The 26,731-nt window shown below is 55.1% G+C and carries 27 protein-coding genes; 18 read left to right on the top strand and 9 right to left on the bottom strand.

What is annotated here, in order from left to right:
- Window positions 1–81 precede the first annotated feature (81 nt).
- The 4 genes from IM299_RS07900 to yfcG all read right to left on the bottom strand — a co-directional run bounded on the left by IM299_RS07900 (window position 82) and on the right by yfcG (window position 2,616).
- Complete coding sequence (locus IM299_RS07900) at window positions 82–591, bottom strand: GNAT family N-acetyltransferase (protein WP_045631479.1); 510 nt, start codon at window positions 589–591, stop codon at window positions 82–84.
- Between the two features lie 44 nt (window positions 592–635).
- Entirely contained in the window at window positions 636–1,529 is an 894-nt protein-coding gene (locus tag IM299_RS07895; protein WP_193357280.1) for a TIGR01777 family oxidoreductase, read from the bottom strand.
- 13 nt (window positions 1,530–1,542) lie between these two features.
- Window positions 1,543–1,911 (bottom strand): dihydroneopterin triphosphate 2'-epimerase, encoded by a 369-nt coding sequence (folX, locus tag IM299_RS07890; protein ID WP_028013950.1) that lies wholly within the window; start codon window positions 1,909–1,911, stop codon window positions 1,543–1,545.
- A 75-nt stretch (window positions 1,912–1,986) separates the two neighbouring features.
- Window positions 1,987–2,616: a GSH-dependent disulfide bond oxidoreductase gene (gene yfcG, locus IM299_RS07885; RefSeq protein ID WP_028013949.1), complete on the bottom strand. Its 630-nt coding sequence runs from the start codon at window positions 2,614–2,616 to the stop codon at window positions 1,987–1,989.
- A gap of 140 nt (window positions 2,617–2,756) precedes the next feature.
- Between yfcG and yfcF the strand changes: the two genes are divergently transcribed.
- From yfcF to yfcD, 3 genes are read left to right on the top strand one after another with little or no spacing between them, the layout of a single operon-like run.
- Window positions 2,757–3,401 (top strand): glutathione transferase, encoded by a 645-nt coding sequence (yfcF, locus tag IM299_RS07880; RefSeq protein WP_041908907.1) that lies wholly within the window; start codon window positions 2,757–2,759, stop codon window positions 3,399–3,401.
- Window positions 3,402–3,456: 55 nt separating this feature from the next.
- A complete protein-coding gene (gene yfcE, locus IM299_RS07875; protein ID WP_048958033.1) occupies window positions 3,457–4,008 on the top strand; it encodes a phosphodiesterase in 552 nt (183 codons plus the stop codon).
- 55 nt (window positions 4,009–4,063) lie between these two features.
- Window positions 4,064–4,630, top strand: coding sequence for an NUDIX hydrolase YfcD (gene yfcD / locus IM299_RS07870; RefSeq protein ID WP_006811396.1), 567 nt, complete (start codon window positions 4,064–4,066; stop codon window positions 4,628–4,630).
- Window positions 4,631–4,633: 3 nt separating this feature from the next.
- Here yfcD and IM299_RS07865 read toward each other — a convergent pair whose 3' ends face one another.
- Entirely contained in the window at window positions 4,634–5,653 is a 1,020-nt protein-coding gene (locus tag IM299_RS07865; RefSeq protein ID WP_041908911.1) for a LacI family DNA-binding transcriptional regulator, read from the bottom strand.
- Between the two features lie 232 nt (window positions 5,654–5,885).
- On the opposite strand from IM299_RS07865, the gene IM299_RS07860 reads away from it, so the two are divergent.
- From IM299_RS07860 to IM299_RS07840, 5 genes are all read left to right on the top strand, one after another.
- Complete coding sequence (locus IM299_RS07860) at window positions 5,886–6,329, top strand: PTS sugar transporter subunit IIA (protein WP_047367993.1); 444 nt, start codon at window positions 5,886–5,888, stop codon at window positions 6,327–6,329.
- Between the two features lie 80 nt (window positions 6,330–6,409).
- Complete coding sequence (locus IM299_RS07855; RefSeq protein WP_041908914.1) at window positions 6,410–6,682, top strand: PTS sugar transporter subunit IIB; 273 nt, start codon at window positions 6,410–6,412, stop codon at window positions 6,680–6,682.
- Window positions 6,683–6,703: 21 nt separating this feature from the next.
- On the top strand, window positions 6,704–8,095 hold the full coding sequence (locus tag IM299_RS07850; RefSeq protein ID WP_045631476.1) for a PTS ascorbate transporter subunit IIC: 1,392 nt from the start codon (window positions 6,704–6,706) through the stop codon (window positions 8,093–8,095).
- On the top strand, window positions 8,092–8,922 hold the full coding sequence (locus tag IM299_RS07845) for a transketolase (protein WP_028013942.1): 831 nt from the start codon (window positions 8,092–8,094) through the stop codon (window positions 8,920–8,922). The genes IM299_RS07850 and IM299_RS07845 overlap by 4 nt, the downstream gene beginning before the upstream one ends.
- Entirely contained in the window at window positions 8,915–9,868 is a 954-nt protein-coding gene (locus IM299_RS07840; protein ID WP_045259691.1) for a transketolase family protein, read from the top strand. Before IM299_RS07845 ends, IM299_RS07840 begins: the two co-directional genes overlap by 8 nt.
- 112 nt (window positions 9,869–9,980) lie before the next feature.
- Here IM299_RS07840 and pta read toward each other — a convergent pair whose 3' ends face one another.
- Both pta and ackA read right to left on the bottom strand, forming a co-directional pair.
- Window positions 9,981–12,122, bottom strand: coding sequence for a phosphate acetyltransferase (gene pta / locus IM299_RS07835; protein ID WP_100169935.1), 2,142 nt, complete (start codon window positions 12,120–12,122; stop codon window positions 9,981–9,983).
- 75 nt (window positions 12,123–12,197) lie between these two features.
- Window positions 12,198–13,400 carry an acetate kinase gene (gene ackA / locus IM299_RS07830; protein WP_041908924.1) on the bottom strand — a complete coding sequence of 401 codons (1,203 nt, stop codon included), beginning with the start codon at window positions 13,398–13,400 and terminating at the stop codon, window positions 12,198–12,200.
- A gap of 337 nt (window positions 13,401–13,737) precedes the next feature.
- Between ackA and yfbV the strand changes: the two genes are divergently transcribed.
- From yfbV to IM299_RS07810, 4 genes are all read left to right on the top strand, one after another.
- Complete coding sequence (gene yfbV, locus IM299_RS07825) at window positions 13,738–14,193, top strand: terminus macrodomain insulation protein YfbV (protein ID WP_028013938.1); 456 nt, start codon at window positions 13,738–13,740, stop codon at window positions 14,191–14,193.
- 92 nt (window positions 14,194–14,285) lie between these two features.
- Complete coding sequence (locus IM299_RS07820) at window positions 14,286–14,780, top strand: YfbU family protein (protein WP_003861461.1); 495 nt, start codon at window positions 14,286–14,288, stop codon at window positions 14,778–14,780.
- A gap of 11 nt (window positions 14,781–14,791) precedes the next feature.
- Window positions 14,792–15,451, top strand: a complete 660-nt coding sequence (locus IM299_RS07815; RefSeq protein WP_041908926.1) for a sugar phosphatase — start codon at window positions 14,792–14,794, stop codon at window positions 15,449–15,451.
- 75 nt (window positions 15,452–15,526) lie between these two features.
- On the top strand, window positions 15,527–17,359 hold the full coding sequence (locus IM299_RS07810; RefSeq protein WP_028013936.1) for an SLC13 family permease: 1,833 nt from the start codon (window positions 15,527–15,529) through the stop codon (window positions 17,357–17,359).
- Between the two features lie 52 nt (window positions 17,360–17,411).
- On the opposite strand, the gene yfbR is transcribed toward IM299_RS07810, so the two are convergent.
- Together yfbR and alaA are read right to left on the bottom strand one after the other, a co-directional pair.
- The gene (yfbR, locus tag IM299_RS07805; RefSeq protein WP_028013935.1) at window positions 17,412–18,011 is read right to left on the bottom strand and encodes a 5'-deoxynucleotidase; all 600 of its coding nucleotides are present in this window, start codon (window positions 18,009–18,011) and stop codon (window positions 17,412–17,414) included.
- 94 nt (window positions 18,012–18,105) lie between these two features.
- Window positions 18,106–19,320, bottom strand: a complete 1,215-nt coding sequence (alaA, locus tag IM299_RS07800) for an alanine transaminase AlaA (protein ID WP_003861471.1) — start codon at window positions 19,318–19,320, stop codon at window positions 18,106–18,108.
- A gap of 938 nt (window positions 19,321–20,258) precedes the next feature.
- On the opposite strand from alaA, the gene lrhA reads away from it, so the two are divergent.
- The 6 genes from lrhA to nuoF all read left to right on the top strand — a co-directional run bounded on the left by lrhA (window position 20,259) and on the right by nuoF (window position 26,687).
- Window positions 20,259–21,197 carry a transcriptional regulator LrhA gene (gene lrhA / locus IM299_RS07795; RefSeq protein ID WP_028013934.1) on the top strand — a complete coding sequence of 313 codons (939 nt, stop codon included), beginning with the start codon at window positions 20,259–20,261 and terminating at the stop codon, window positions 21,195–21,197.
- Window positions 21,198–21,827: 630 nt separating this feature from the next.
- The gene (gene nuoA, locus IM299_RS07790) at window positions 21,828–22,268 is read left to right on the top strand and encodes an NADH-quinone oxidoreductase subunit NuoA (protein ID WP_014171000.1); all 441 of its coding nucleotides are present in this window, start codon (window positions 21,828–21,830) and stop codon (window positions 22,266–22,268) included.
- A 15-nt stretch (window positions 22,269–22,283) separates the two neighbouring features.
- Window positions 22,284–22,958 (top strand): NADH-quinone oxidoreductase subunit NuoB, encoded by a 675-nt coding sequence (gene nuoB / locus IM299_RS07785; protein ID WP_003861482.1) that lies wholly within the window; start codon window positions 22,284–22,286, stop codon window positions 22,956–22,958.
- Between the two features lie 89 nt (window positions 22,959–23,047).
- Window positions 23,048–24,850 (top strand): NADH-quinone oxidoreductase subunit C/D, encoded by a 1,803-nt coding sequence (nuoC, locus tag IM299_RS07780; protein WP_028013933.1) that lies wholly within the window; start codon window positions 23,048–23,050, stop codon window positions 24,848–24,850.
- 2 nt (window positions 24,851–24,852) lie between these two features.
- On the top strand, window positions 24,853–25,353 hold the full coding sequence (gene nuoE, locus IM299_RS07775; RefSeq protein ID WP_006176513.1) for an NADH-quinone oxidoreductase subunit NuoE: 501 nt from the start codon (window positions 24,853–24,855) through the stop codon (window positions 25,351–25,353).
- A complete protein-coding gene (gene nuoF / locus IM299_RS07770) occupies window positions 25,350–26,687 on the top strand; it encodes an NADH-quinone oxidoreductase subunit NuoF (RefSeq protein WP_006811381.1) in 1,338 nt (445 codons plus the stop codon). Before nuoE ends, nuoF begins: the two co-directional genes overlap by 4 nt.
- Window positions 26,688–26,731 lie beyond the last annotated feature (44 nt).

The raw sequence follows: 26,731 nt of genomic DNA, 5'->3' as shown, positions 1-26,731 counted from the left end.
GTGCAGCCCAATCGCCCGGTGACGCTTCGCTTACCGGGCCTACAAAACCCCAGGCCGGGCAAACGCAGTGCCGCCCGGCATTCAGGCCGCACCACACTCCAGGCGATACACCCAGTCGTCATACCGCACACCGTCAATCTCATACGCCTTTTCAAGCACCTGCGTGCGCACAAACCCGGCTTTCTCAAGCACCCGCACAGACCCGCCGTTGTCCGCCAGCACGTACGCGTTAATCGCCTTCACGGCGGTCTGGTTAAACGCGTAGTCACATACCGCGCGCAGCGCCTCGCTGGCGATGCCTTTTCCCTGCGCGGCAGGCACAACCGTGTAGCCGATGTCCGCCTCTTCACGATTCTCAGGGCTGATTTGCAGGCCGATATCGCCGAGTGGCGTATCTTCATTCAGAAAGCGGATCACGAAGACATGCTCCGCCATCAGGCGTGCGGCAAACACGCGTCGGGTCTCTTTCTCAGGCGCAATCGCGGCCATATAGCGCATAATGTCGCGGTTTTCGCGCAGCGAGCGGAAGAACGCCCAGTCAGAGGGTTCGAAAGGGGTGAGATGAAGCCGGGGAGTGGTGATGGTTGCCATTGTTACGCCATTTCATCGGAACATGGCGTATCACTGTAACATATTCAGCGTACCACATCCCCCAGCGCCTCTTCTAAGTCATACCAGCGAAACGCAAACCCCGCCGCTTCCAGCCGTTTTGGCAGCGCGCGCTGACCGCCCAGCACCAGCACGGACGCTTCGCCCATCAACAGGCGAATCGCCGTCGCAGGCACGCGTAATATCGCCGGGCGATGCAGGGCATGCCCCAGCGCGTGGGCAAACTGTTCATTTCGCACCGGATACGGCGCAACCATGTTAAATGGCCCGCGCAGTTCGTTATTCAGCAGCCATATAATGCCGTTCACCATATCGTCGATATGGATCCAGGCCAGGTACTGTCGCCCGTTGCCGATCGGCCCGCCGAGCCCCAGCCTGAAGGGCGGAAGCATTTTACCCAGAATGCCGCCTTTCGGCGCAAGCACCACGCCGGTACGCAGCAGGCAGACGCGGGTATTATCGCTTTGCGCCGCGCAGGCGATGCGCTCCCACTGGGCGCAGAGTTTATGGGTGAACTCGTTGTGGGGCGGCTCTTCCTCGGTCACCACCACTTCGCCGAGATCGCCGTAATAGCCCGTTGCAGAGCCTGAAATCAGCACCGACGGCGGGGTCTGGCTGTTGCGAATCAGCTCAACCAGCTTCTCGGTGATGTTCCAGCGGCTGCTGCACAACCGCTGTTTCTGCTCTTCGGTCCAGCGCTTATCGGCGATGGGTTCGCCCGCAAGGTTGATGACGGCGTCGAAGCCGTCCAGATTCTGCCGATCGGCCAGCCCTTTCCAGATATCGACCCCCGCGCCCAGCACCTGGCGCGCTTTTTCCGGGCTGCGGGTCACTACGGTAATGTCGTGATGCAGCGCCTGCAAACGCGCAATGAGATGGCGCCCAATCAGGCCTGTACCGCCGGTCAGCAGAATCTTCATACAACCTCCAGGTTTACGCCTGGCGTCGCCAGCTTAACGTCATGGAGACGGAGTCGGCATAGCGCAGGGCGTGAAGTTTATCGATCTCTACTTCAGCATAAGTGACCCAGTGATGATCGCGTGCGATATCGAGCACATCCTGGGTTAATTTCTCCAGCAGCGAGAAGCGGTTGTTTTCCACGTACTGGATGATGTTTTTAGTGATCGTGCGATAGTTCAGCGCGTCATTGATGTCTTCGCTGGCCCGCGCTTTGTCTGCCGGGTAGTGAATCACCACATTAATGACAATATCCTGACGGTTGGCAATCTCTTCCTCTTTGATACCAATGAACGTGCGCAAGCGTAAATTTTTTATACGAATAATAGCGTCTGGCTGTGACATTGCAGGTCTTCTCCGTGTCAGTATTTCCCGCCCATAATACATGAGAGCCTCTCAGCCACCCAGCCTCATAGGTGATTAAACCTGCTGGATTTTTTGCATTGCGCGTTCGGTGGCTGGGCGGGTCCGGATACGCTCAAACCAGTTGTTCACCGCCGGGTAAGACGCTAAGTCAATCCGGTGTTTATCATGCGTATTTACCCACGGCCAGCAGGCGATATCGGCAATGCTGTAATGGTCGCCCCCGAGCCACGGCGTTTTCTCCAGCCGCTGGTTCAGAACGCCGTAAAGACGCTGGGTTTCAACCTGATATCGCTCAATGGCGTAGGGAATGGTCTGCGGCGCGAAGGCGGTGAAGTGGTGGTTCTGCCCCAGCATCGGCCCAAAGCCGCTTGACTGCCAGAAAAGCCACTGCAGAGTGTGGTGACGCTCGCGCAGTTCACCGCTCAGCAGCTTGCCGGTTTTCTCTGCCAGATAAAGCAAAATTTCACCGGATTCAAACAGGCTTAACGGCCTGCCTCCGTCCGCCGGCTGGCTATCAATAATGGCCGGAATTTTATTGTTGGGCGAGATAGCCAAAAACACAGGGTTGAACTGTTCGCCTTTGCTGATATCCACGCGGATGATTCTGTAATCCAGTTCGGCTTCTTCGAGAAAGAGTGTGATCTTGTGGCCATTTGGGGTAGGGGCGTAATAAAGGTCAATCATTCTCAACTCCTGTCCATGCGAATAGTGGTGCCATGACAAATGAGTATAGGTGCTTGTTGTAAATCGTGAGTTTTCATCAAGTGACAGCGAAGCAAAGAGATTATATGTTGAGTAAAAACCGATCAGCCGATGAGGATGTTATGAACCAGCCCGTAATTACGTTGTGGTCCGATGCAAATTTCTTTTCTCCCTATGTTATGAGCGTTTACGTCGCGCTGGCCGAAAAGGGGCTCTCTTTTACGCTGAAGACCGTCGATCTCGACGGTGGTGAACACCTCAAACCCCAGTGGCAGGGTTACGACCTGACGCGACGCGTGCCGGTGCTGGAACTGGATGGTTTTGCACTGAGCGAATCCTCGGCGATCGATGAATATCTGGAAGATCGTTTTGCGCCGCCGGAGTGGGAGCGCATCTATCCTCACGATCTGCAAAAGCGCGCCCGCGCCCGGCAGATCCAGGCGTGGCTGCGTAGCGACCTGGTGCCGATTCGCGTCGAGCGCTCCACGGATGTCGTGTTTGCCGGTGTGAAAAAGCCAGCGCTCAGCGCAGAAGGCGTCGATAGCGCGCAAAAGCTGATTGAAACTGCAACCTCGCTGCTCGCTCACGGCAACCCGAACCTGTTCGGTGAATGGTGTATTGCCGATACCGATCTGGCGCTGATGCTGAACCGTTTGATCCTCAACGGCGATGAGATCCCTCAACTGCTGGTGGACTATGCGGCGTTCCAGTGGCAGCGAGCCTCCGTACAGCGCTATGTGGCACTCTCCGCTAAGCGCGCGGGCTGATAAGCCCTGACGCTTCAGGTATGATAAGGGGAGTTTTTTTACCAGGGAGTGACGGATGAAACTGATGTTTGCGTCAGATATCCATGGATCGCTGCCCGCGACCGAGCGAGTGCTTTCTCTGTTTTCGCAAAGCGGGGCCCAATGGCTGGTGATTCTGGGGGATGTGTTAAATCATGGTCCGCGTAATGCGCTGCCGGAAGGCTATGCCCCGGCGCAGGTGGCGGAAAAGCTTAACCCGTTTGCCTCGCGCATTATCGCCGTTCGCGGTAATTGCGACAGCGAAGTCGACCAGATGCTGCTGCATTTTCCCCTTACCGCGCCATGGCAACAGGTTCTGCTGGAAAACAGCCGCCTGTTTCTGACCCACGGACACCTTTTCGGCCCGGATAATCTCCCGGCGCTCACGGCTGGCGATGTCCTGGTTTACGGCCATACTCATATTCCGGTGGCTGAAAAACGCGGTGAGATTTACCACTTTAACCCGGGGTCGGTCAGCATCCCGAAAGGCGGGTATCCTGCGAGCTATGGCCTGCTGGATGGAAATACCCTGAGCGTTATCGCACTTAATGATCAGCAAGTTATTGCGCAGGTAGCGATTAATCCGTAAGTTACACCACAACTGCAAACGCGCCGAAAGAGCGCTTAGACGAGAAGGTTTCCCGATGGTGGAGCAGAATCATTTGGCAAGTACTGAATGGGTTGACATTGTCAGCGAAGAAAATGAAGTGATCGCGCAGGCGAGCCGCGAACAAATGCGTGCAGAGCGCCTGCGTCACCGTGCAACGTACATCGTTGTGCATGACGGCATGGGCAAGATTCTGGTCCAGCGCCGCACGGACACCAAAGATTTTCTTCCGGGCATGCTTGATGCCACCGCAGGCGGCGTCGTGCAGGCCGATGAAGTGCTGCTGGATTCCGCACGTCGTGAAGCGGAAGAAGAGTTAGGTATCGCCGGGGTGCCGTTTGCCGAGCACGGGCAGTTCTATTTCGAAGACGAACATTGCCGCGTCTGGGGGGGACTGTTTAGCTGCGTTTCCCATGGGCCTTTCGCCCTGCAGGAAGAGGAAGTGAGCGAAGTCTGCTGGATGACGCCGGAAGAGATTACCGCCCGCTGTGACGAGTTCACGCCGGATTCGTTAAAAGCGCTGGCGCTGTGGATGACCCGCAACGCCAAAAACGAATCCGCTAAGCCGGAAAACAAAGCGGAAAAAGAGGAAGAGGCTGAGTAAGCCTTAACAGCTTTCCCGCAGGCACAGGCTGGACGCGATGGGTTTTTGGTCGCGCCAGTCTCCGTCATTCAGACGTTCCAGTAGCGCTTTACCTGCCTCAATCCCAATCTTTCGATGCGGTACCGCCATCGTCGTCAGCGGCGGCTGGCAGACGCGGCTCACGTCGCTATCGCCAAAGCCCACGACAGCCAGATCGTCCGGCACTTTAATGCGTCGACGCTGACACTCATACAGCGCGCCGCAGGCCAGCTCGTCTGATACGCACACCAGCGCATCCAGCTCCGGCCACGCCAGCAAGAACTCTGGCAGCTGTGCCGCGCCGGTCGAGAAGCTCGGCGGCATCGCTGCGTTAATCACCCGGTTCGGCGACAGATGATGGCGCAGCATCGCCTTGTACCAGCCCTGCAAATGCTGCTGGAAAATCCACTGCTCCTGGTTGGCGCACAGCAGGCCGATATTCTGGTAGCCGCGCCTAATCACCATTTCCGTCAGCTCGTACATGGCCGCCACGTTATCGATCCCGATATTCATATCGATCGGATCGGCGCGCATCGCACCCATCTCCATTACCGGAATCGAGGCGTTTTTCAGCCAGTGGCGAACGGTGTCGGTGTGCTCGACGCTGAGCAAAATCGCGGCGGCGATATTTGACGCCAGCAGGGTCTCAAGCAGCTTCTCTTCCTGCTCAAGCCGATGCTGGGACTCTGCCAGCATAATCTGGTATCCGGCGGGCTGCAGCACCTGCTGTAGGCCCGCAAACATTTCAGAGCAACCGGCTTCGGAAAGGTTGGGAACAACCATCGCAATCGTCCATGAGGACGCGGATGCCAGTGCGCTGGCGGCGAGATTGGGCATATAGCCCAGCTCCTGCACCGCAGCTTCAATTTTTTCACGCAGTTTATCGGAAACCTGTTCGGGCGTGCGGAGCGCACGGGAGACGGTCATCGTGCCGACTCCGGCAAGCTGCGCGACATCAGCGAGCGTGACTTTTCCGGTACTGCGCCGTTTTCGGGTTAAAGACATACACCTTCCTGCTGACCAGACGCGTTCTTTTTTCCTTCATTTCAGGTGACAGGCAGTATACGCCTTAAATCCCTTTTTTTGCTGTGATTTCACACCATGATTACATTTTGATAGCGCTATCACATTTCTGCATGTTAGTAATTGGTAGCGCTATCTTTGTGATCGCGATCGCAGTCAATGATTGATGGGTTGAATAAAGTTTGCCCATCTTTAGCGTTTGGCGGGAGGGAAAATGCTCAAAAAATGGATATATGATACAACCATCACGCTGCAGGATAGCGTGGAAAGCTGGCCACAGGCGCTGGAGATATGCGCGAAACCGCTGCTGGATCTGCAGGTGATTGCACCGGAATACGTGACGGCAATCATTCAGCAGCACCATACGTTAGGACCCTATTATGTGCTGGCACCAGGGCTAGCCATGCCGCATGCGCGGCCAGAGGAAGGCGCCAAAGGACTGGGTTTGTCATTATTAAAACTAAAACAGGGCGTCTCTTTTGGTGCCGGAGAGTTTGACCCTGTCGATCTGATTATTATGCTCGCGGCACCAGATAAACATAGCCATATCGAAATGATATCCGCGCTCGCTGAATTATTTTCCAGCGACGAAGATATGGAGAAATTACATCAGGCGAATACCCTGGAGGACATTAAAACCATTATTGACCGCTTCTGATTTAATTTTTTAATCCGATTATTCACAACATTACGCGCCAGCGTGATGGGGCGTGCTCTACTCAAAATAAGGGGACAACAATGAAAATCATGGCTATTTGCGGTTCTGGCCTGGGCAGCAGTTTTATGGTCGAAATGAACATTAAAAAAGTGCTTAAAAAGCTGGACATTGAGGCCGAGGTTGAACACTCCGATCTCTCCTCCGCCACGCCGGGCGCGGCGGACCTGTTCGTGATGGCGAAAGACATCGCGGCCAGCGCCAGCGTGCCGGAAAGCCAGCTGGTGGTGATCAACAACATCATTGATATCAACGAACTCGAAGCGCAGCTGCGCGCCTGGTTCGACAGACAATAACCCTGATAAGGCGAGGTGGATATGTTTATCCTTGAAACGCTGAATTTCGTTGTCGATATTTTAAAAGTCCCTTCGGTGCTGGTGGGTTTAATTGCGTTAATTGGTCTGGTCGCGCAGAAAAAAGCATTTTCTGATGTCGTAAAAGGCACAATTAAAACGATTCTCGGCTTTATTGTACTGGGCGGTGGCGCCACGGTGCTGGTGGGGTCGTTAAACCCGTTAGGCGGTATGTTTGAGCACGCTTTTAATATCCAGGGCATTATTCCAAACAATGAAGCGATTGTGTCGATCGCGCTGGAAAAATACGGTGCCTCGACCGCGCTGATCATGGCCTTCGGCATGGTGGCGAACATTGTCGTCGCGCGCTTTACCCGCCTGAAGTACATCTTCCTGACCGGGCATCACACCTTCTACATGGCGTGCATGATCGGCGTGATCCTGACGGTCGCAGGCTTTGAAGGGGTGGGGCTGGTCTTTACCGGTTCGCTGATCCTCGGCCTGATTATGGCCTTTTTCCCGGCGATTGCGCAGCGCTATATGAAGCGTATTACCGGCAACGATGAGATTGCCTTCGGTCATTTCGGTACGCTGGGCTACGTGCTGTCCGGCTGGATTGGCAGCAGGGTCGGCAAAGGCTCGCGCTCCACCGAAGAGATGAACCTGCCGAAAAACCTCAGCTTCCTGCGCGACAGTTCGATCTCCATCTCCCTGACCATGATGATTATCTACCTGATCATGGCGGTAAGCGCCGGGCGTGAGTACGTGGAGTCCACCTTCAGCGGCGGGCAAAACTACCTCGTCTACGCCATCATCATGGCGATCACCTTCGCGGCGGGCGTGTTCATCATCCTGCAGGGCGTGCGCCTGATTCTGGCGGAAATCGTCCCGGCCTTTACCGGCTTCTCGGAAAAACTGGTGCCGAACGCGCGTCCGGCGCTGGACTGCCCGGTGGTCTACCCGTATGCGCCAAACGCGGTGCTGATTGGCTTCCTGTTCAGCTTCCTCGGGGGAATTGTGGGGTTGTTGATCTGCGGTCAGTTTAGCTGGGTGCTGATCCTGCCGGGCGTAGTACCGCACTTCTTCACCGGTGCAACGGCGGGCGTGTTCGGAAACGCCACCGGTGGACGTCGCGGGGCAATGATTGGCGCCTTTGCCAACGGCCTGCTGATTACCTTCCTGCCGGTCCTGCTGCTGCCGGTACTGGGTGCGATTGGCTTTGCTAACACCACCTTCTCGGACGCCGACTTCGGCGCGGTCGGGATTGTGCTGGGCAACCTGGCGCGCTTCCTGTCACCGCTTGCCATCACCGGGCTGGTTGTGGCGCTGTTCGCGCTGCTGGTGGCCTACAACATCTTCGCGAAAAACAAACCTGCGGGTAGTAACGCGCAGGAAAATACCGGAGCCAAATCATGAATGAGAACGAGATAACCGAACTGGCGCGTCAGATCCGTCTTGAAACCCTCAAATCCCTGACGCAGCTGGGCTTTGGGCACTACGGCGGCAGCATGTCGGTGGTGGAAACCCTGGCGGTGCTGTACGGCGCCGTGATGAAGATCGACCCGGCGGATCCGGACTGGCCTGAGCGCGATTACTTTGTGCTGTCGAAAGGTCATGCAGGCCCGGCGCTCTACAGCACCCTGGCGATTAAGGGCTACTTCCCGGTTGAAGAGTTGAGCACGCTGAACCAGAACGGCACGCGTCTGCCCAGCCACCCGGACCGCCTGAAAACGCGCGGCGTGGATGCCACCACCGGCTCGCTGGGGCAGGGGATCTCCATTGCGGGCGGTATGGCACTCTCGCACAGGCTGGCCGGGCGACCGAATCGGGTCTTCTGCATCGTTGGCGACGGCGAGCTGAACGAAGGCCAGTGCTGGGAAGCGTTCCAGTTTATCGCTCACCATCGTCTGAACAACCTGACCGTGTTCGTGGACTGGAACAAACAGCAGCTCGACGGCGAACTGGACGAAATCATCTGTGCCTTCGACCTGGAGGGCAAATTCCGCGCCTTTGGCTTTGATGTGGTGACGGTCAAAGGGGATGACATTCCGGCACTGCTGAAGGTGACTTCAAGGGTACCGGAGGCCGATGCGCGTCCGCGAGTGGTGATCCTCGACAGCATCAAAGGGCAGGGCGTGCCGTACCTGGAACAGCTCAGCAACTCGCACCACCTGCGATTAACCGCGGAGAGCAAAGCGGCCCTTAATGAGACCATTCGCCAACTGGAGGCTTCACATGATTAAGGTTGCACCGGCAGGACAGAAAGACGCCGTTGAGATGCGCAAGGTCTACGCGGGCTTTGTGGCAAAGCAGATTGAGGCCGGCAGCGAGATTATCGCCCTGGAAGCGGACCTGATGAGCTCAATGGCGATGGACGGCGTAGCGCGCGATTATCCGCAGCACGTGATTAACTGCGGCATTATGGAGGCCAACGTCATCGGCACTGCGGCGGGGCTGTCGCTCACCGGCCGTAAGCCGTTCGTGCACACCTTCACCGCGTTTGCCAGCCGCCGCTGCTTCGACCAGCTGTTTATGTCCCTGGACTACCAGCGCAACAACGTGAAGGTGATTGCCTCGGATGCGGGCGTGACGGCCTGCCACAACGGCGGGACGCACATGTCCTTCGAGGATATGGGCATCGTGCGCGGTCTGGCGCATTCGGTGGTGCTGGAAGTCACCGATGCGGTGATGTTCGAGGATGTGCTGCGTCAGCTTATCGATCTCGAAGGCTTCTACTGGGTGCGCACCATCCGCAAGCAGGCGCCGAGCGTCTATGCGCCGGGCTCAACCTTCACCATTGGCAAAGGCAACGTGTTGCGCGAGGGAAGCGATATCACGCTGATTGCCAACGGTATCATGGTGGCGGAAGCGCTGGAGGCGGCGCGCCAGCTTGAACAGGAAGGGGTAAGCGCAGCGGTCATCGACATGTTTACCCTGAAGCCCATCGATCGGATGCTGGTGAAAAACTATGCCGAGAAAACCGGGCGCATCGTCACCTGCGAAAACCACAGTATTCACAACGGTCTCGGGTCAGCGGTGGCGGAAGTGCTGGTGGAGACCTGCCCGGTGCCGATGCGTCGCGTGGGCGTGAAGGAGCGTTACGGCCAGGTGGGCACACAGGACTTCCTGCAAAAAGAGTATGGCCTGACGGCGCATGACATTGTGTCGGCGGCGCGCGAGCTGCTGTAATAAAAAAAGGCGACCAATTAAGTGGTCGCCTTTCTTGCCGGATGGCGCTTCGCTTATCCGGGCTACAACACCGTAGGCCCGGTAAGCGCTAGCGCCACCGGGCTTTTTAACATTACTGCTGCTGCGAAGACTGAATCGCCGTCAGCGCGATGGTGTAGACGATATCGTCAACCAGCGCACCACGGGACAGGTCGTTCACAGGCTTGCGCATGCCCTGCAGCATTGGCCCGATGGAGATCAGGTCGGCAGAACGCTGTACCGCTTTGTAGGTGGTGTTACCGGTGTTCAGATCCGGGAAGATGAACACGGTAGCGCGACCGGCAACCGGCGAGTTCGGCGCTTTGGATTTCGCCACGTCAGCCATGACCGCGGCGTCGTACTGCAGCGGGCCGTCGATCATCAGATCGGGACGTTTTTCCTGCGCAATACGGGTCGCTTCACGAACTTTCTCTACGTCGCTACCTGCACCAGAGGTGCCGGTGGAGTAGGAGAGCATCGCTACGCGTGGTTCAATACCGAAGGCAGTCGCGGAGTCCGCAGACTGGATAGCGATTTCTGCCAGCTGTTCTGCGGTAGGATCCGGGTTGATCGCGCAGTCGCCGTAAACGTAAACCTGTTCAGGCAGCAGCATGAAGAACACGGAAGAAACCAGAGAGCTGCCCGGTGCGGTTTTGATCAGCTGCAACGGCGGACGGATTGTGTTCGCGGTGGTGTGAACCGCACCGGAAACCAGACCGTCAACTTCGTCCTGCTCCAGCATCAGCGTGCCCAGCACGACGTTGTCTTCCAGCTGCTCGCGCGCAACGGCTTCGGTCATGCCTTTGTTCTTACGCAGCTCAACCAGACGGGCAACGTAGCTTTCGCGCACCACTTCCGGGTCAACGATTTCAATGCCAGCACCCAGCTCAACGCCCTGAGACGCCGCAACGCGGTTGATCTCGTCCGGGTTACCCAGCAGCACACAGGTCGCAATACCGCGCTCTGCACAGATGGCCGCCGCTTTAACGGTACGTGGCTCGTCGCCTTCTGGCAGAACTACGCGTTTGCCCGCTTTACGCGCCAGCTCGGTCAGCTGGTAGCGGAAGGCTGGAGGAGACAGACGGCGGCTGCGCTCGGAGGTCGCGGTCAGGGATTCGATCCAGTCTGCGTTGATGTAGCCCGCAACGTATTCCTGAACTTTCTCGATACGCTCGTGGTCATCAACCGGCACTTCCAGGTTGAAGCTTTGCAGGCTCAGAGAGGTCTGCCAGGTGTTGGTGTTCACCATGAAGACTGGCAGGCCGGTAGCGAACGCACGTTCGCACAGCTTGCTGATGCGCGCGTCCATTTCGTAGCCGCCGGTCAGCAGGATTGCACCGATTTCCACGCCGTTCATCGCCGCCAGGCAGGCAGCAACCAGCACGTCCGGACGGTCTGCGGAGGTCACCAGCAGGGAACCTGCGCGGAAGTGCTCCAGCATGTGCGGAATGCTGCGCGCACAGAAGGTCACGGACTTCACGCGGCGGGTGTTAATATCGCCTTCGTTAACGATGGTCGCGTTCAGGTGACGCGCCATATCGATTGCACGGGTGGCAATCAGATCGAAGCTCCATGGCACTGCCCCGAGTACAGGCAGCGGGCTGGATTCCTGCAGCTTTGCCGGATCAACCTTGATGACTTTCGCTTTGGAAGAGTCGTCGAAGATTTCGGACAGGTCAGGACGCGTACGGCCCTGTTCATCAACCGGTGCGTTCAGTTTGTTAACGATCACGCCAGTGATGCTGGTGTTTTTCGCACCGCCGAAGCTGCTGCGCGTTAGTTCGATACGCTCTTTCAGCTGCTCTGGGGTATCAGTCCCCTGAGACATCACGAAAACGATCTCTGCGTTCAGGGTTTTCGCGATTTCAAAGTTCAGGGACTGGGCAAACTGGTGTTTGCGGGTCGGGACCAGGCCTTCAACCAGCACCACTTCCGCGTCCTGCGCGTTAGCGTGGTAGTTGGCGATGATCTCTTCCATCAGCACGTCTTTCTGGTTGCTGGAGAGCAGAGACTCAACGTGGCTCATCTTCAGCGGTTCAGCCGCAGGAAGATTGGAATTCTTACGCACGATGGTGGTGGTCTGGTCTGGCGCATCGCCACCGGCACGAGGCTGGGCAATAGGCTTAAAGACGCTCAGACGAACGCCTTTGCGTTCCATAGCGCGGATCACGCCGAGGCTGACGCTGGTCAGGCCGACGCTGGTTCCGGTAGGGATCAGCATAATAGTACGGGACACGGTTTATCCTCTTTCGTTACCGCCGCGTTGGGCGGGTTACAAAACAGCACCGCCAGCATTGCTGGCGGTGTGGAATCAGGCAGTCAGGCGGCACGCGTCTTGCGCGATGACCAGCTCTTCGTTAGTTGGGATAACGATAGCCGGGCGGGTGCCTTCTTTGTTGATGAAGCCAGACTTGCCGAAGCGGGCAGCCAGGTTACGCTCGTGATCGACTTCGAAGCCCAGAACGCCCAGTTTGCCCAGGGACAGTTCACGTACCATTGCCGCGTTCTCACCGATGCCGCCGGTGAAGATAACCGCGTCCAGACGACCGTCCATCAGCGCGGTGTAAGAACCGATGTACTTCGCCAGACGGTGGCAGTAAACGTCCATTGCACGCTTCGCGTCTTCTTTGCTGTCGTAGTTGTCTTCAACGTAACGGCAGTCGCTGGTGACTTCGGTCAGACCCAGCAGGCCAGACTCTTTGGTCAGCATTTTGTTGATGTCGTCAACGCTCATGCCCAGAGTGTCGTGCAGGTGGAAGATGATCGCCGGGTCGATATCACCGGAACGGGTACCCATCACCAGACCTTCCAGCGGGGTCAGACCCATAGAGGTATCAACACATTTACCGTTGCGGATAGCAGAAACAGAACCACCGTTGCCCAGGTGGCAGGTGATGATGTTGACTTCTTCAACTGGCTTGTTCAGGACTTTTGCGGCTTCCTGAGTCACATAGAAGTGGCTGGTGCCGTGCGCGCCGTAGCGACGTACGCCGTGCTCTTTGTACAGGCTGTACGGCAGGGCATAGAGGTAAGACTCTTCCGGCATGGTCTGATGGAACGCGGTGTCAAACACGGCCACGTTTTTGTCTTTCAGATTCGGGAAGGACTTCAGCGCTTCAGCGATACCGATCAGGTGCGCCGGGTTGTGCAGCGGAGCAAAAGAGGCAGAGTCTTTGATGCCCTGGATAACAGAGTCGTCGATGACAACGGAGCTGGTGTATTTTTCGCCGCCGTGGACGATACGGTGACCAATCGCAGTCAGCTGAGCAGACAGTTCTGGTTTTTGTGCCAGAATAGTGTTAACGATAAAGTTCAGCGCTTCACTGTGAGCGGCGCCTGCACCTAAAGCCGCTTCTTGTTTGCTGCCGTCCATCTTCCACTTGATACGTGCTTCAGGCAGATGGAAACATTCGGCCAAACCAGAGAGGTACTCGTCACCGTTGAGCGCATCGATGATGGCGAATTTCAGTGAAGAGCTACCGCAGTTCAGAACCAGTACTAACTTACTCGACATGGAAGTACCTATAATTGATACGTGGCTAAAAAAACGTCAATGAGCCTAAAAGCGTAACGCAAGCTGACCCAGACGTTTATGATTAACATCATGCCAAACGAACATTCTGGCAGGATGGAAGAAATACCTATGATTTTAAGCCATTTTGAACATTTTTCAGACAATGGCATAATATGCGATAATTTGACGAGTTAACGCTTCTCGTCTACGGCCCTATCAGGCTGGCACAGAATACCCGATACGGGGTAGCGATGACAAAATATTTTGAACGTTGTCATAGCCTGTTGTGGTTTTGCACAAAAATTTTAATTTTTATATGTGAAGTTGAGGTACAGCCATGTCGACACCCGAAATCCCGTCCGTGAGCTTTTTCAGTCTGTTTCGTCGGGGACAGCATTACGCAAAGACGTGGCCAATGGAAAAGCGCCTTGCGCCAATGTTTATTGAGAATCGCACGATCCGCGCCACGCGCTATGCGATTCGCTTTATGCCTCCGGTCGCTATCTTTACTCTGTGCTGGCAAATCGCCCTCGGTGGACAGCTTGGTCCTGCCGTCGCAACGGCGCTCTTCGCGTTAAGCCTGCCGATGCAGGGGCTGTGGTGGTTAGGCAAACGCTCCATTACGCCGCTTCCGCCTTCAATTTTACACTGGTTTTATGAAGTGCGTGGAAAACTGGAGGAGGCCGGGCAGGCGCTGGCCCCGGTTGAAGGCAAGCCGGATTACCAGGCGCTGGCGGACACGTTAAAGCGTGCTTTTAAGCAGCTGGATAAAACATTCCTCGATGACTTGTGATTGATCATCGAAACGACTAACAAAAGAAGGCACAGTAACACACCGTTACCGTGTCTTTTTTTTACAGTGCAATGCGCTACAGGAGTCGAAAGATGGAAATGACCCATGCTCAACGTCTGATTTTGTCTAACCAGTACAAGATGATGACTATGCTTGATCCCGATAACGCTGCGCGCTACAGCCGCCTGCAAACCATCGTCGAACGCGGTTTTGGTTTGCAAATGCGCGAACTGGACCGCGAGTTTGGCGAGCTGAAAGAAGAAACCTGCCGCATCGTGATCGACATTATGGAGATGTATCACGCTCTGCACGTCTCCTGGACGAACCTCAAAGACCAGCAGACCATTGACGAACGTCGCGTGACCTTCTTAGGCTTTGATGCCGCGACGGAAGCGCGCTATCTGAGCTATGTTCGCTTTATGGTGAACACCGAAGGGCGCTACACCCATTTTGATGCGGGAACGCACGGCTTCAACGCCCAAACCCCCATGTGGGATAAATATCAACGTATGCTGAGCGCGTGGCACGCCTGCCCGCGTCAGTACCATTTAAGCAGCAACGAAATTCAACAAATCATTAATGCCTGACGGAGGTGCGTGTGCAGTGTAAAGGTTTTCTGTTTGATCTGGACGGTACGCTGGTGGATTCGCTGCCGGTGGTGGAACGCTCGTGGTGCCACTGGGCCGACCGGCACGGCATCGACCATCAGGACGTGCTGAATTTTATCCATGGCAAACAGGCCATTACCTCATTGCGGCACTTTTTAGCGGGGCGTTCTGAGGAAGAGATCCAGGCGGAGTTCAAATACCTGGAGCAGATTGAGGCCACCGACACCGAGGGCATTACCGCGCTGCCCGGGGCGCGCGAACTGCTTGAGCATCTGAATGAAGCGCAGATCCCGTGGGCTATCGTCACCTCCGGCTCTGTTCCGGTCGCGCATGCCCGCCATAAGGCGGCCGGTTTACCGAAGCCAGAGGTGTTCATTACGGCTGAGCGCGTTAAACGCGGCAAGCCGGAGCCGGATGCGTTTCTGCTTGGTGCAGAAATGCTGGGCTTCGCGCCTGCAGAGTGTGTGGTGGTGGAAGATGCGGCCGCTGGCGTGCTGGCCGGGCTGAACGCCGGGAGCCACGTCATTGCCGTTAACGTTCCGGCGGGGTCTCCACGCCTGGACGAGGCGGACTTTGTGATTCATTCCCTGACGGCGCTGGCGGTGTCAAAAGCGCCCGACGGAGTTGTAACCGTCTCGCTAAAAATGTAATCCCATGATATAGCCCCACGCTGTTGGGGCTTTTTTATGGCAAAATTTCTCATCTTCCACTGACAAGGATAGGTTGTGAACGGTGAACTGATCTGGGTTCTGAGCCTGCTTTTAATCGCCATTATTCTCTTCGCCACAGGCAAGGTGCGCATGGATGCCGTCGCCCTGTTTGTCATCGTCGCGTTTGTGCTGAGCGGCACGCTCACGCTACCGGAAGCCTTCTCCGGGTTCAGCGACCCCAACGTTATCCTTATAGCTGCCCTGTTTATCATCGGCGACGGCCTTGTTCGCACCGGCGTGGCGACCATCATGGGCGCGTGGTTGGTTAAGGTGGCCGGCAGCAGTGAAACTAAAATGCTGATCTACCTGATGCTGACGGTCGCCGGACTGGGGGCGTTTATGAGCTCAACGGGCGTGGTCGCTATTTTTATCCCGGTGGTGCTGAGCGTTTCAATGCGGATGCAGAGCTCGCCGTCGCGCCTGATGATGCCCCTGAGCTTTGCCGGTTTGATCAGCGGAATGATGACGCTGGTGGCGACGCCGCCGAACCTGGTGGTCAATAGCGAGCTGATTCGTGAAGGGTTTCAGGGCTTCAGCTTTTTCAGCGTCACCCCGCTTGGGCTGGTGATTCTGGCGATGGGCGTGGTCTACATGCTGCTGACCCGTTTTGCCCTCAAAGGCGACAAACAGGATAAGAATAAAGAGGGGTGGAAGCGACGTACCTTCCGCGATCTGATCAAAGAGTACCGCCTCACCGGGCGGGCGCGCCGTCTGGCCATTCGCCCCGGCTCGCCGATGGTCGGCCAGCGGCTCGACGACCTTAAGCTGCGCGAGCGTTATGGCGCGAACGTGATCGGGGTTGAGCGCTGGCGTCGTTTTCGCCGGGTGATCGTTAACGTGAACGGGGTATCAGAGTTCCGCGCGCGTGATGTCCTGCTGATTGATATGTCAACGGCGGACGTGGATCTGCGAGAGTTCTGTAGCGAGCAGCTGCTGGAGCCGATGGTGCTACGCGGCGAGTATTTCTCCGACCAGGCGCTGGATGTGGGGATGGCCGAAGTGTCGCTGATACCGGAATCGGAACTGCTGGGTAAAACCGTGCGTGAAATGGGGTTCCGTACCCGCTATGGCCTGAACGTAGTGGGGCTGAAGCGTGATGGCGTGGCAATGGAAGGGGCCGTCGTCGATGAGCCGATCCTGCTGGGCGATATCTTTCTCGTGGTCGGCAACTGGAAGCTGATAAGCCAGCTCGGGCAAAAAGGGCGTGATTTTGTGGTGCTCAACATGCCGGTCGAGGAGAGCGATGCCTCCCCGGCGCACAGCCAGGCGCCCCATGCGATTTTCTGTCTGGTATTGATGGTGGCGCTGATGCTGACCGATGAAATCCCTAATCCGGTCGCGGCCATTATCGCCTGCCTGCTGATGGGGAAATTCCGTTGCATTGACGCCGAAAGCGCGTATAAAGCCATTCACTGGCCGAGCATTATTCTTATCGTCGGGATGATGCCCTTTGCCCTGGCACTGCAAAAAACCGGCGGGGTGGATCTGATCGTAAAAGGCTTGATGGACGTGGGCGGCGGGTATGGACCATACATGATGATGGTCTGTCTGTTTGTCATGTGCGCCACGATAGGGTTATTTATCTCGAATACCGCGACGGCGGTGCTGATGGCGCCCATTGCGCTGGCGATGGCGAAATCTATGGGCGTGTCGCCGTACCCGTTTGCGATGATGGTCGCGATGGCGGCATCCGCGGCGTTTATGACGCCGGTTTCATCGCCGGTGAACACGCTGGTGCTGGGGCCGGGGAATTATAAGTTCAGCGATTTCGTGAAGCTGGGCGTGCCGTTCACCGTGCTGGTGATGGTGGTGTGCGTGGTGTTAATTCCGGTGTTATTCCCGTTTTAGCGTGAGCGCAGAAACGTAGGCCGGGTAAGGCAAAGCCGCCACCCGGCTAAAATTACAACGGTGAATCCTGGCTAATCTCGTCCAGCGATAGATGGAAGCTCGGCACAAATACCTGCATGAAGTAGTCCATCTCTTCGCTGCGGCGGGATTCCAGCGTTTTTTCCAGACGCGTTTTCGCCAGTAAAAATTCATTATTGCCCGCAGACAGCTCTTCCAGACACTTCAGATAGGCGCACAGCGCGTCGGCTTGCTTGACCAGCGACTTTTCATCTTCCGTATACTGATGCTCGTCGATGAGCGGTTCAAAGATATCGCGCAGCTCTTCGGGCACCATCTCGATAAGCTTTTGCTGGGCAATCTTCTCGATAGCCTTATATTCCTGAGCAATCTGAGAATTGAAATATTTCACTGGGGTAGGCAGGTCGCCGGTCAGCACCTCTGATGCGTCGTGGTACATCGCCAGCAAAGCGATGCGCTCGGCATTCACCTGCCCGTTAAATTTGCGATTCTTAATGGCAGCCAGCGCATGAGCAACCATAGCAACCTGCAGGCTATGTTCAGACACGTTCTCTGTACGCACGTTGCGCATCAGCGGCCAGCGGTTGATCAGTTTCAGGCGGGAGAGGTGGGCAAAGAAATGGCTCTGACTCATAGGTTACCTTTTGTCTTCACTGCGACAGGACTTCATTGTGCGGGGAGGGGAGGGAAGATGCAAATCAGGCTACCGAAGTAGCCTGATTTTAAGATTACTGATGGTATCCAGAGAGGAATCGCCCGAAGCGGCTGATGGCCATTTCGAGATCGTCTTCACGCGGCAGAGTCACGATACGCACGTGGTCCGGCCACGGCCAGTTAAACGCCGTTCCCTGAACCAGCAGCACTTTTTCCTGCAACAGGAAATCGAGCACCATTTTCTGATCGTCGTGGATATTGAAGCGCTTCGCGTCAATTTTCGGGAACATATACAGCGCCCCGTTCGGCTTCACGCAGGAGACGCCCGGGATATCGTTGATCAGTTCCCATGCGCGGTTACGCTGTTCGTACAGGCGACCGCCAGGGACGATAAACTCGCTGATGCTCTGGTAGCCGCCCAGCGCCGTCTGGATCGCGTGCTGCGCAGGCACGTTGGCGCAAAGACGCATCGACGCCAGCATCTCAAGCCCTTCAATATAGCCTTTTGCGTGCTTTTTCGGGCCGTTCAGCACCATCCAGCCCTGACGGAAACCGGCCACGCGGTAGGTTTTAGACAGTCCGTTAAAGGTGACGGTCAGCAGGTCGGGTGCCAGCGCGGCGATAGAGTGGTGCTGCGCCGCGTCGTACAGGATCTTGTCGTAGATTTCATCAGCGAAGATGATCAGGTTGTGCTGGCGGGCGATCTCCACGATCTCCATCAGCAGCTCTTTTGAATAGACCGCGCCCGTCGGGTTGTTCGGGTTGATGATCACAATCCCACGCGTGCGAGGCGTGATTTTCGCGCGAATGTCATCCAGATCCGGGAACCAGTCAGAGGATTCGTCGCAAAGATAATGTACCGCTTTACCGCTTGAGAGCGATACGGCAGCGGTCCACAGCGGATAGTCCGGCGCGGGAACCAGCATTTCGTCACCGCTGTTCAGCAGCGCCTGCATGGCCTGAACGATAAGTTCGGAGACGCCGTTGCCGATATAGATATCTTCGACGGTAACGTCACGCATACCGCGCGCCTGGTAGTGCTGCATAATGGCTTTACGGGCGGAGTAAAGTCCCTTTGAGTCACAATAGCCTTGTGCCGTAGGCAGGTTACGGATCACATCAACCAGAATTTCATCCGGCGCTTCAAAACCAAATGGCGCGGGGTTGCCGATGTTGAGCTTCAGAACCTTGTTGCCTTCTTCTTCAAGGCGTTTTGCCTCTTTCAGAACCGGGCCACGGATGTCATAACAGACGTTATCTAGCTTGCTGGATTTTTCGATAGGGGACATGAACCTTTAACCTTTTCGCTATTATTGCCACTCCCTGCCGTGGAAGTCAGCACGGAATAATGTACTCCCCCCACGCTTCGTTTTGAAGGGTGTGCAGAAGAAGATTTTGTGCTCATAGCGAAATTGTGATGAATCTTTTTAACTATTGACTGTCGCTTTCACCGCCTTAACGTAATGTGCAAACCATAAATAAAGGTTGATTGTGCTACTGATTTATGTGAATTATGTATATTGTTCTGGTGGAAAATAAAAAACGCGCAGACAACAAGCAGAAGTTACGCTGGGTGACATTTCGTAAAACCTGAGTGTTAAAGGGACCTTGCAGTAATAGCCCGGAGCGGCTAAAAGTTAATCATGTGAAATTAATGTTAAGTGTTATTAATGAATGACCATAATCTAAATTAAAATTTATTTATTATTAACCAACAAAATGCAACTTTAGTTAATTCTAATAAAATTAGTTTAGAAGCTTAACAAACCTCTTTAATCCGGAATATTGCAATAAGACTTATAAATAAAGTGGATTTGGGTTAAGATGTCTATACGGAAAGCAGTAGAAAGATGCAGTGGTTTTGCATTTTTGAAACTGATTTTTCGATTTAATTGATTGTTATTGTTGGAGTTATCTCTGGCTGGAATGTGTCAAACATCTCCTGCTACGTTGACAGCGCTGCGAAAAAGATGGCAGAAAAAGTGTTACGCCTTTAATGTAATTTACATAACCCTGCGAACATCTAAATATCCTGAACGTTTAAGAGAATAAAAATAACGTCATGAAACGTGCTTTCTGACTGTTGATATAAAGCAGCACAATAACTATCTGTCAGGCAGTCTGCCGGGCCGGGATGCGAGGGAAAACCTTCAGAAGGAATTGCTTAACTGTTACACACAGCTTCAACCCGGGCAGCTCCGCACGAGCAACCTGAAAGTGAATAGATATGATAAATGCAAATCGTCCGATAATGAATCTCGACCTCGATCTGCTGAGAACGTTTGTTGCGGTCGCCGATCTCAACACTTTTGCAGCAGCTGCTGCCGCCGTCTGCCGAACTCAGTCCGCCGTTAGCCAGCAAATGCAGCGGCTGGAGCAACTGGTTGGGAAAGAGCTTTTTGCCCGTCACGGGCGTAATAAGCTCTTAACGGAACACGGTATTCAGCTACTGGGTTATGCCAGGAAAATTCTTCGCTTTAATGATGAAGCATGTATGTCATTAATGTTTAGCAACCTTCAGGGGGTGTTAACCTTAGGGGCATCTGATGAGTCAGCGGATACAATATTGCCGTTTCTTCTCAACCGAATTAGCTCGGTTTATCCGAAGCTTGCGCTGGATGTGAGCGTAAAGCGTAATGCCTTTATGGTTGAGATGTTAAATGAGAACAAGGTCGACCTGGTGGTCACGACGCATCGTCCCGGACAGTTTGATTGTCTGACCTTGCGCACATCGCCAACGCACTGGTATTGCGCAGCGGAATACGTGTTGCAAAAAGGGGAACCCGTACCGCTGGTTTTACTGGACGATCCGAGTCCTTTCCGGGATATGGTGCTTACGGCGTTAAATGAAGCCAACATTCCGTGGCGTCTGGCCTATGTAGCGTCCACGCTGCCCGCGGTGCGTGCCGCCGTGAAAGCGGGTCTTGGCGTAACGGCCCGTCCGGTAGAGATGATGAGCCCCGATCTGCGCGTTCTCGGTAAATCTGATGGTCTCCCAGCACTGCCGGATACCGAGTATCTGCTTTGCCATAACGCGTCCAGTCATAACGAGCTGGCGAAGGTGGTGTTTGAGGCGATGGAAAATTACCATAACCCATGGCAGTTCGAGCATGTTACCTCCGAAGGGGGGGATGATTCCCTGATCGTTGAAGGTGACTTTGAGTGATCAAAAGCTCAAAATTCTGGTAACAAATTGTAAGTGTAAAAAAAAGCCACTCGTGCCGTTTTCGCACGCAGTGGCTTTTTTTTGCCATTATTATCCTCTTTCGTTACAGGGTTTTCATAAATAAAACATACATATCAAGGGAATAAATGCTTCTGCTTAAATCTTGTTCACTTACCGTTCTAACTTCATCCATAACCCCTTGATGTTAAAAAAGCAGCAAATATGTTGCCGGTTTTTTGGGTGAATTAACAAAAGCGTGTCTCAGATCAAGAAAATACTCCTATTTGGGGGGAGGAATCGTTGGCAAATCCTGTCAAAATAGGAGGGTTATTTTTTTTACTTCCAAAACGGACACGATTCAACAACATGCATTTGACGAAAAGTCAGGTAACCACCAGGGTTAAAGGGCACCAAATGTTAATGAGAATCGCTCGATGTAATTTAATGTGAAGAAACCTTTGTTAAAGTTGACAATAGGTTATAGAAAGGAGTAAAAAACCCCATCATTTTGCTGTCTACGTCTCATTTCAGACAGTTAGTGTAAGGTTATTTGTTCCTCCCCATGAATCGATGTGATGCCCATCTGCCAGCAAGAGCAGTGTCGTCGGTATCACTTTTGATGAGTAAGCAATGAGTATGTCAACATCCACAGAAGTCATCGCTCATCACTGGGCATTCGCAATCTTTCTTATTGTAGCCATTGGCCTGTGCTGCCTGATGTTAGTCGGCGGCTGGTTCCTGGGCGGTCGCGCCCGTGCAAGGCACAAAAACACACCTTTCGAATCAGGTATTGATTCAGTAGGTTCCGCTCGCTTACGCCTGTCTGCCAAGTTCTATCTGGTAGCGATGTTCTTCGTCATCTTTGACGTGGAAGCGCTCTACCTGTTCGCATGGTCGACCTCCATTCGCGAAAGTGGTTGGGTGGGCTTTGTCGAGGCCGCAATTTTCATTTTAGTGCTACTGGCCGGTCTGGTTTATCTGGTGCGTATTGGCGCGCTTGACTGGACGCCTGCGCGTTCACGTCGTGAACACATCAACCCGGAAAACAGTATCTCTAATCGTCAGCAGTAACAGCGAGGCAATAAGATGGATTATACGCTCACCCGCATAGATCCTAACGGTGAGAATGACCGTTACCCCCTGCAAAAACAGGAGATCGTAACCGACCCCCTGGAGCAAGAAGTCAACAAAAGCGTGTACATGGGCAAACTCGAACATGCCATGCACGATATGGTCAACTGGGGTCGTAAGAACTCCATCTGGCCATACAACTTTGGCCTTTCTTGCTGCTACGTTGAAATGGTGACGTCATTCACTGCGGTGCATGACGTTGCGCGTTTTGGGGCCGAGGTACTTCGTGCTTCCCCGCGTCAGGCTGACCTGATGGTGGTGGCCGGTACCTGCTTTACCAAAATGGCACCTGTTATTCAGCGTCTGTATGACCAGATGCTGGAGCCAAAATGGGTTATTTCCATGGGCGCATGTGCAAACTCCGGCGGTATGTACGACATTTATTCCGTTGTGCAGGGCGTTGATAAGTTCATTCCGGTGGATGTTTACATCCCGGGCTGCCCGCCGCGCCCAGAAGCCTATATGCAGGCGCTGATGCTGCTGCAGGAGTCTATCGGTAAAGAACGTCGCCCACTCTCATGGGTTGTTGGCGATCAGGGTGTCTATCGCGCGAACATGCAGTCCGAGCGCGAGCGTAAACGTGGTGAACGTATTGCCGTCACCAACCTGCGTACGCCTGACGAAATTTAATTTGCGCCTGTAGGCCTGGAGAAAACCTTCGCATATCACTACTCAAATAGCGCGAAGCCAGGCTTAACAGTCACCACGGACCATTTGCAATGGTGAACAATATGACCGACTTAACCGCGCAAGAAGCCGCCTGGCAGACCCGGGATCATCTTGATGACCCCGTTATTGGCGAACTGCGCAACCGTTTTGGGCCGGATGCCTTTACCGTTCAGGCGACCCGCACTGGGGTACCCGTTGTTTGGGTGAAGCGTGAACAATTGCTGGAAGTTGTCGATTTCCTCAAGAAATTGCCAAAACCTTACGTCATGCTGTTTGACTTACACGGCATGGACGAACGTCTGAGAACGCACCGCCAGGGTCTCCCTGCTGCGGATTTTTCCGTTTTCTACCACCTGATCTCAATAGACCGCAACACGGATATCATGCTCAAGGTGGCATTGTCTGAAAACGACATGCATCTGCCGACGATCACCAAACTTTTCCCGAACGCTAACTGGTATGAGCGTGAAACCTGGGAAATGTTCGGCATGACCTTCGACGGCCACCCGCACCTGACGCGCATCATGATGCCGCAGACCTGGACCGGCCACCCGTTGCGTAAAGACTACCCGGCACGTGCGACCGAATTCGATCCGTTTGAGCTGACCAAAGCCAAGCAGGATCTGGAGATGGAAGCGCTGACCTTCAAGCCGGAAGACTGGGGCATGAAGCGCGGTACTGAAAACGAGGACTTCATGTTCCTCAACCTCGGTCCGAACCACCCGTCTGCGCACGGTGCATTCCGTATTATTCTTCAGCTTGATGGCGAAGAGATTGTCGACTGCGTTCCTGACATCGGCTACCACCACCGCGGTGCTGAGAAGATGGGCGAGCGTCAGTCCTGGCACAGCTACATTCCGTATACCGACCGTATCGAGTACCTCGGCGGCTGCGTAAACGAAATGCCATACGTGCTGGCCGTTGAGAAACTGGCAGGCATCACCGTACCGGATCGCGTTAACGTGATTCGCGTTATGCTGTCTGAACTGTTCCGTATTAACAGCCACCTGCTGTACATCTCCACGTTCATTCAGGACGTCGGCGCGATGACCCCGGTCTTCTTCGCCTTTACCGACCGTCAGAAAATCTACGATTTGGTGGAAGCGATTACCGGCTTCCGTATGCACCCGGCCTGGTTCCGTATTGGCGGTGTGGCGCACGATCTGCCGCGCGGCTGGGACCGCCTGCTGCGTGAATTCCTCGACTGGATGCCGAAGCGTCTGGCCTCCTACGAGAAAGCCGCGCTGCGCAACACCATCCTGAAAGGCCGTTCCCAGGGCGTTGCTGCCTATGGCGCGAAAGAAGCGCTGGAGTGGGGGACTACAGGTGCTGGCCTGCGCGCGACCGGTATTGATTTCGACGTGCGTAAAGCCCGTCCTTACTCTGGCTACGAGAACTTCGACTTTGAAGTCCCGGTTGGCGGCGGTGTTTCCGACTGCTACACCCGCGTGATGCTGAAAGTGGAAGAGCTGCGCCAGAGTCTGCGCATCCTCGAGCAGTGCCTCAACAACATGCCGGAAGGCCCGTTCAAGGCGGATCACCCGCTGACGACGCCGCCACCGAAAGAGCGCACGCTGCAGCATATCGAAACCCTGATCACCCACTTCCTGCAGGTTTCCTGGGGCCCGGTCATGCCGGCGCAAGAATCCTTCCAGATGATTGAAGCGACCAAGGGTATTAACAGTTACTACCTGACCAGCGACGGCAGCACCATGAGCTACCGTACCCGCGTGCGTACGCCGAGCTTTGCGCACCTGCAGCAGATCCCGTCCGCCATTCGCGGCAGTCTGGTCTCTGACCTGATTGTGTATCTGGGTAGTATCGATTTTGTTATGTCAGATGTGGACCGCTAATTATGCACGAGAATCAACAACCACAAACCGAGGCTTTTGAGCTGAGTGAAGCAGAGCGTGCCGCCATTGAGCACGAGATGCACCACTACGAAGACCCGCGTGCGGCGTCCATTGAAGCGCTGAAAATCGTACAGAAACAGCGTGGTTGGGTGCCGGATGGGGCGATTTACGAGATCGCAAAAGTGCTGGGCATTCCGGCAAGTGACGTAGAGGGCGTAGCCACGTTCTACAGCCAGATCTTCCGTCAGCCGGTAGGTCGCCATGTGATCCGCTACTGTGACAGCGTCGTCTGCCACATTACCGGCTATCAGGGCATTCAGGCTGCGATTGAGAAAAAGCTCAATATCAAGCCGGGCCAGACCACGTTCGATGGACGCTTTACTCTGCTGCCAACCTGCTGCCTGGGTAACTGCGACAAGGGGCCGACCATGATGATTGATGAGGACACTCACAGTCATCTGACGCCGGAAGCGATTCCTGACCTGCTGGAGCAGTACAAATGAAAACTGTAATTCGTACTGCTGAGACGCATCCGCTGACCTGGCGTCTGCGCGATGACAAACAGCCGGTATGGCTCGACGAATACCAGAGCAAAAACGGCTATGCCGGTGCGCGTAAAGCCCTTGGCGGCATGGCGCCGGACGACATCGTTAATGCGGTGAAAGATTCCGGTCTGAAAGGCCGCGGCGGTGCGGGCTTCTCCACCGGTCTGAAGTGGAGCCTGATGCCGAAAGACGAATCCATGAACATCCGTTACCTGCTGTGTAACGCCGATGAAATGGAGCCAGGCACCTATAAAGACCGCCTGCTGATGGAGCAGCTGCCGCACCTGCTGGTGGAAGGCATGCTGATCTCCGCGTTTGCGCTGAAAGCGTACCGTGGCTACATCTTCCTGCGCGGTGAGTACATCGAAGCGGCAGAAAACCTGCGTCGCGCGATTGCCGAAGCCACCGAAGCCGGCCTTCTGGGTAAAAACATCCTGGGTACCGGGTTTGACTTCGAACTGTTCGTGCACACCGGTGCCGGGCGTTACATCTGCGGTGAAGAAACTGCGCTGATTAACTCCCTGGAAGGCCGCCGTGCGAACCCGCGTTCCAAGCCACCGTTCCCGGCAAGCTCCGGCGTGTGGGGTAAACCGACCTGCGTAAACAACGTCGAAACCCTGTGTAACGTCCCGGCTATCCTCGCCAACGGCGTGGAGTGGTATCAGGGCATCTCCTCAAGCAAAGATGCCGGTACCAAGCTGATGGGCTTCTCCGGTCGCGTGAAGAACCCTGGCGTCTGGGAACTGCCGTTCGGTACCACCGCACGCGAAATTCTTGAAGACTACGCCGGCGGCATGCGCGATGGCCTGAAATTCAAAGCCTGGCAGCCGGGTGGGGCAGGGACAGACTTCCTGACCGAAGCCCACCTTGACCTGCCGATGGAATTCGAAAGCATTGGGAAAGCAGGCAGCCGTCTGGGTACGGCGCTGGCGATGGCCGTCGACCACGAGATCGGCATGGTATCCCTGGTGCGTAACCTGGAAGAGTTCTTCGCCCGTGAGTCCTGCGGCTGGTGTACACCGTGCCGTGACGGTCTGCCGTGGAGCGTGAAGATCCTGCGCGCCATCGAGCGTGGCGAAGGCCAGCCTGGCGATATCGAGACACTTGAGCAACTGTGTCGATTCTTAGGGCCAGGTAAAACCTTCTGCGCCCACGCACCGGGTGCCGTCGAGCCGCTGCAGAGCGCGATTAAATATTTCCGCGACGAATTCGAAGCAGGCATCAAGCAGCCGTTCAGCAATACCCATTCGATCAATGGTATTCAGCCGAACCTGCTGAAAGCGCGCTGGTAACGACAAGAATTTTGATTAACGCTCGGTTTCGACTGAGCCAACTG

This window comes from Enterobacter cloacae complex sp. P47BA, assembly GCF_014930485.1.
Taxonomy (GTDB): Bacteria; Pseudomonadota; Gammaproteobacteria; order Enterobacterales; family Enterobacteriaceae; genus Enterobacter; species Enterobacter bugandensis.
The sequence above is the reverse complement of the archived record's forward strand: the minus strand, read 5'-3'. Positions and strand labels throughout refer to the sequence as shown.

Coding starts and splice junctions, on each gene's coding strand:
- IM299_RS07900 (WP_045631479.1), bottom strand. CDS start 591: ATGGCAACCATCACCACTCCCCGGCTTCATCTCACCCCTTTCGAACCC.
- IM299_RS07895 (WP_193357280.1), bottom strand. CDS start 1,529: ATGAAGATTCTGCTGACCGGCGGTACAGGCCTGATTGGGCGCCATCTC.
- folX (WP_028013950.1), bottom strand. CDS start 1,911: ATGTCACAGCCAGACGCTATTATTCGTATAAAAAATTTACGCTTGCGC.
- yfcG (WP_028013949.1), bottom strand. CDS start 2,616: ATGATTGACCTTTATTACGCCCCTACCCCAAATGGCCACAAGATCACA.
- yfcF (WP_041908907.1), top strand. CDS start 2,757: ATGAACCAGCCCGTAATTACGTTGTGGTCCGATGCAAATTTCTTTTCT.
- yfcE (WP_048958033.1), top strand. CDS start 3,457: ATGAAACTGATGTTTGCGTCAGATATCCATGGATCGCTGCCCGCGACC.
- yfcD (WP_006811396.1), top strand. CDS start 4,064: ATGGTGGAGCAGAATCATTTGGCAAGTACTGAATGGGTTGACATTGTC.
- IM299_RS07865 (WP_041908911.1), bottom strand. CDS start 5,653: ATGTCTTTAACCCGAAAACGGCGCAGTACCGGAAAAGTCACGCTCGCT.
- IM299_RS07860 (WP_047367993.1), top strand. CDS start 5,886: ATGCTCAAAAAATGGATATATGATACAACCATCACGCTGCAGGATAGC.
- IM299_RS07855 (WP_041908914.1), top strand. CDS start 6,410: ATGAAAATCATGGCTATTTGCGGTTCTGGCCTGGGCAGCAGTTTTATG.
- IM299_RS07850 (WP_045631476.1), top strand. CDS start 6,704: ATGTTTATCCTTGAAACGCTGAATTTCGTTGTCGATATTTTAAAAGTC.
- IM299_RS07845 (WP_028013942.1), top strand. CDS start 8,092: ATGAATGAGAACGAGATAACCGAACTGGCGCGTCAGATCCGTCTTGAA.
- IM299_RS07840 (WP_045259691.1), top strand. CDS start 8,915: ATGATTAAGGTTGCACCGGCAGGACAGAAAGACGCCGTTGAGATGCGC.
- ackA (WP_041908924.1), bottom strand. CDS start 13,400: ATGTCGAGTAAGTTAGTACTGGTTCTGAACTGCGGTAGCTCTTCACTG.
- yfbV (WP_028013938.1), top strand. CDS start 13,738: ATGTCGACACCCGAAATCCCGTCCGTGAGCTTTTTCAGTCTGTTTCGT.
- IM299_RS07820 (WP_003861461.1), top strand. CDS start 14,286: ATGGAAATGACCCATGCTCAACGTCTGATTTTGTCTAACCAGTACAAG.
- yfbR (WP_028013935.1), bottom strand. CDS start 18,011: ATGAGTCAGAGCCATTTCTTTGCCCACCTCTCCCGCCTGAAACTGATC.
- alaA (WP_003861471.1), bottom strand. CDS start 19,320: ATGTCCCCTATCGAAAAATCCAGCAAGCTAGATAACGTCTGTTATGAC.
- lrhA (WP_028013934.1), top strand. CDS start 20,259: ATGATAAATGCAAATCGTCCGATAATGAATCTCGACCTCGATCTGCTG.
- nuoA (WP_014171000.1), top strand. CDS start 21,828: ATGAGTATGTCAACATCCACAGAAGTCATCGCTCATCACTGGGCATTC.
- nuoB (WP_003861482.1), top strand. CDS start 22,284: ATGGATTATACGCTCACCCGCATAGATCCTAACGGTGAGAATGACCGT.
- nuoC (WP_028013933.1), top strand. CDS start 23,048: ATGGTGAACAATATGACCGACTTAACCGCGCAAGAAGCCGCCTGGCAG.
- nuoE (WP_006176513.1), top strand. CDS start 24,853: ATGCACGAGAATCAACAACCACAAACCGAGGCTTTTGAGCTGAGTGAA.
- nuoF (WP_006811381.1), top strand. CDS start 25,350: ATGAAAACTGTAATTCGTACTGCTGAGACGCATCCGCTGACCTGGCGT.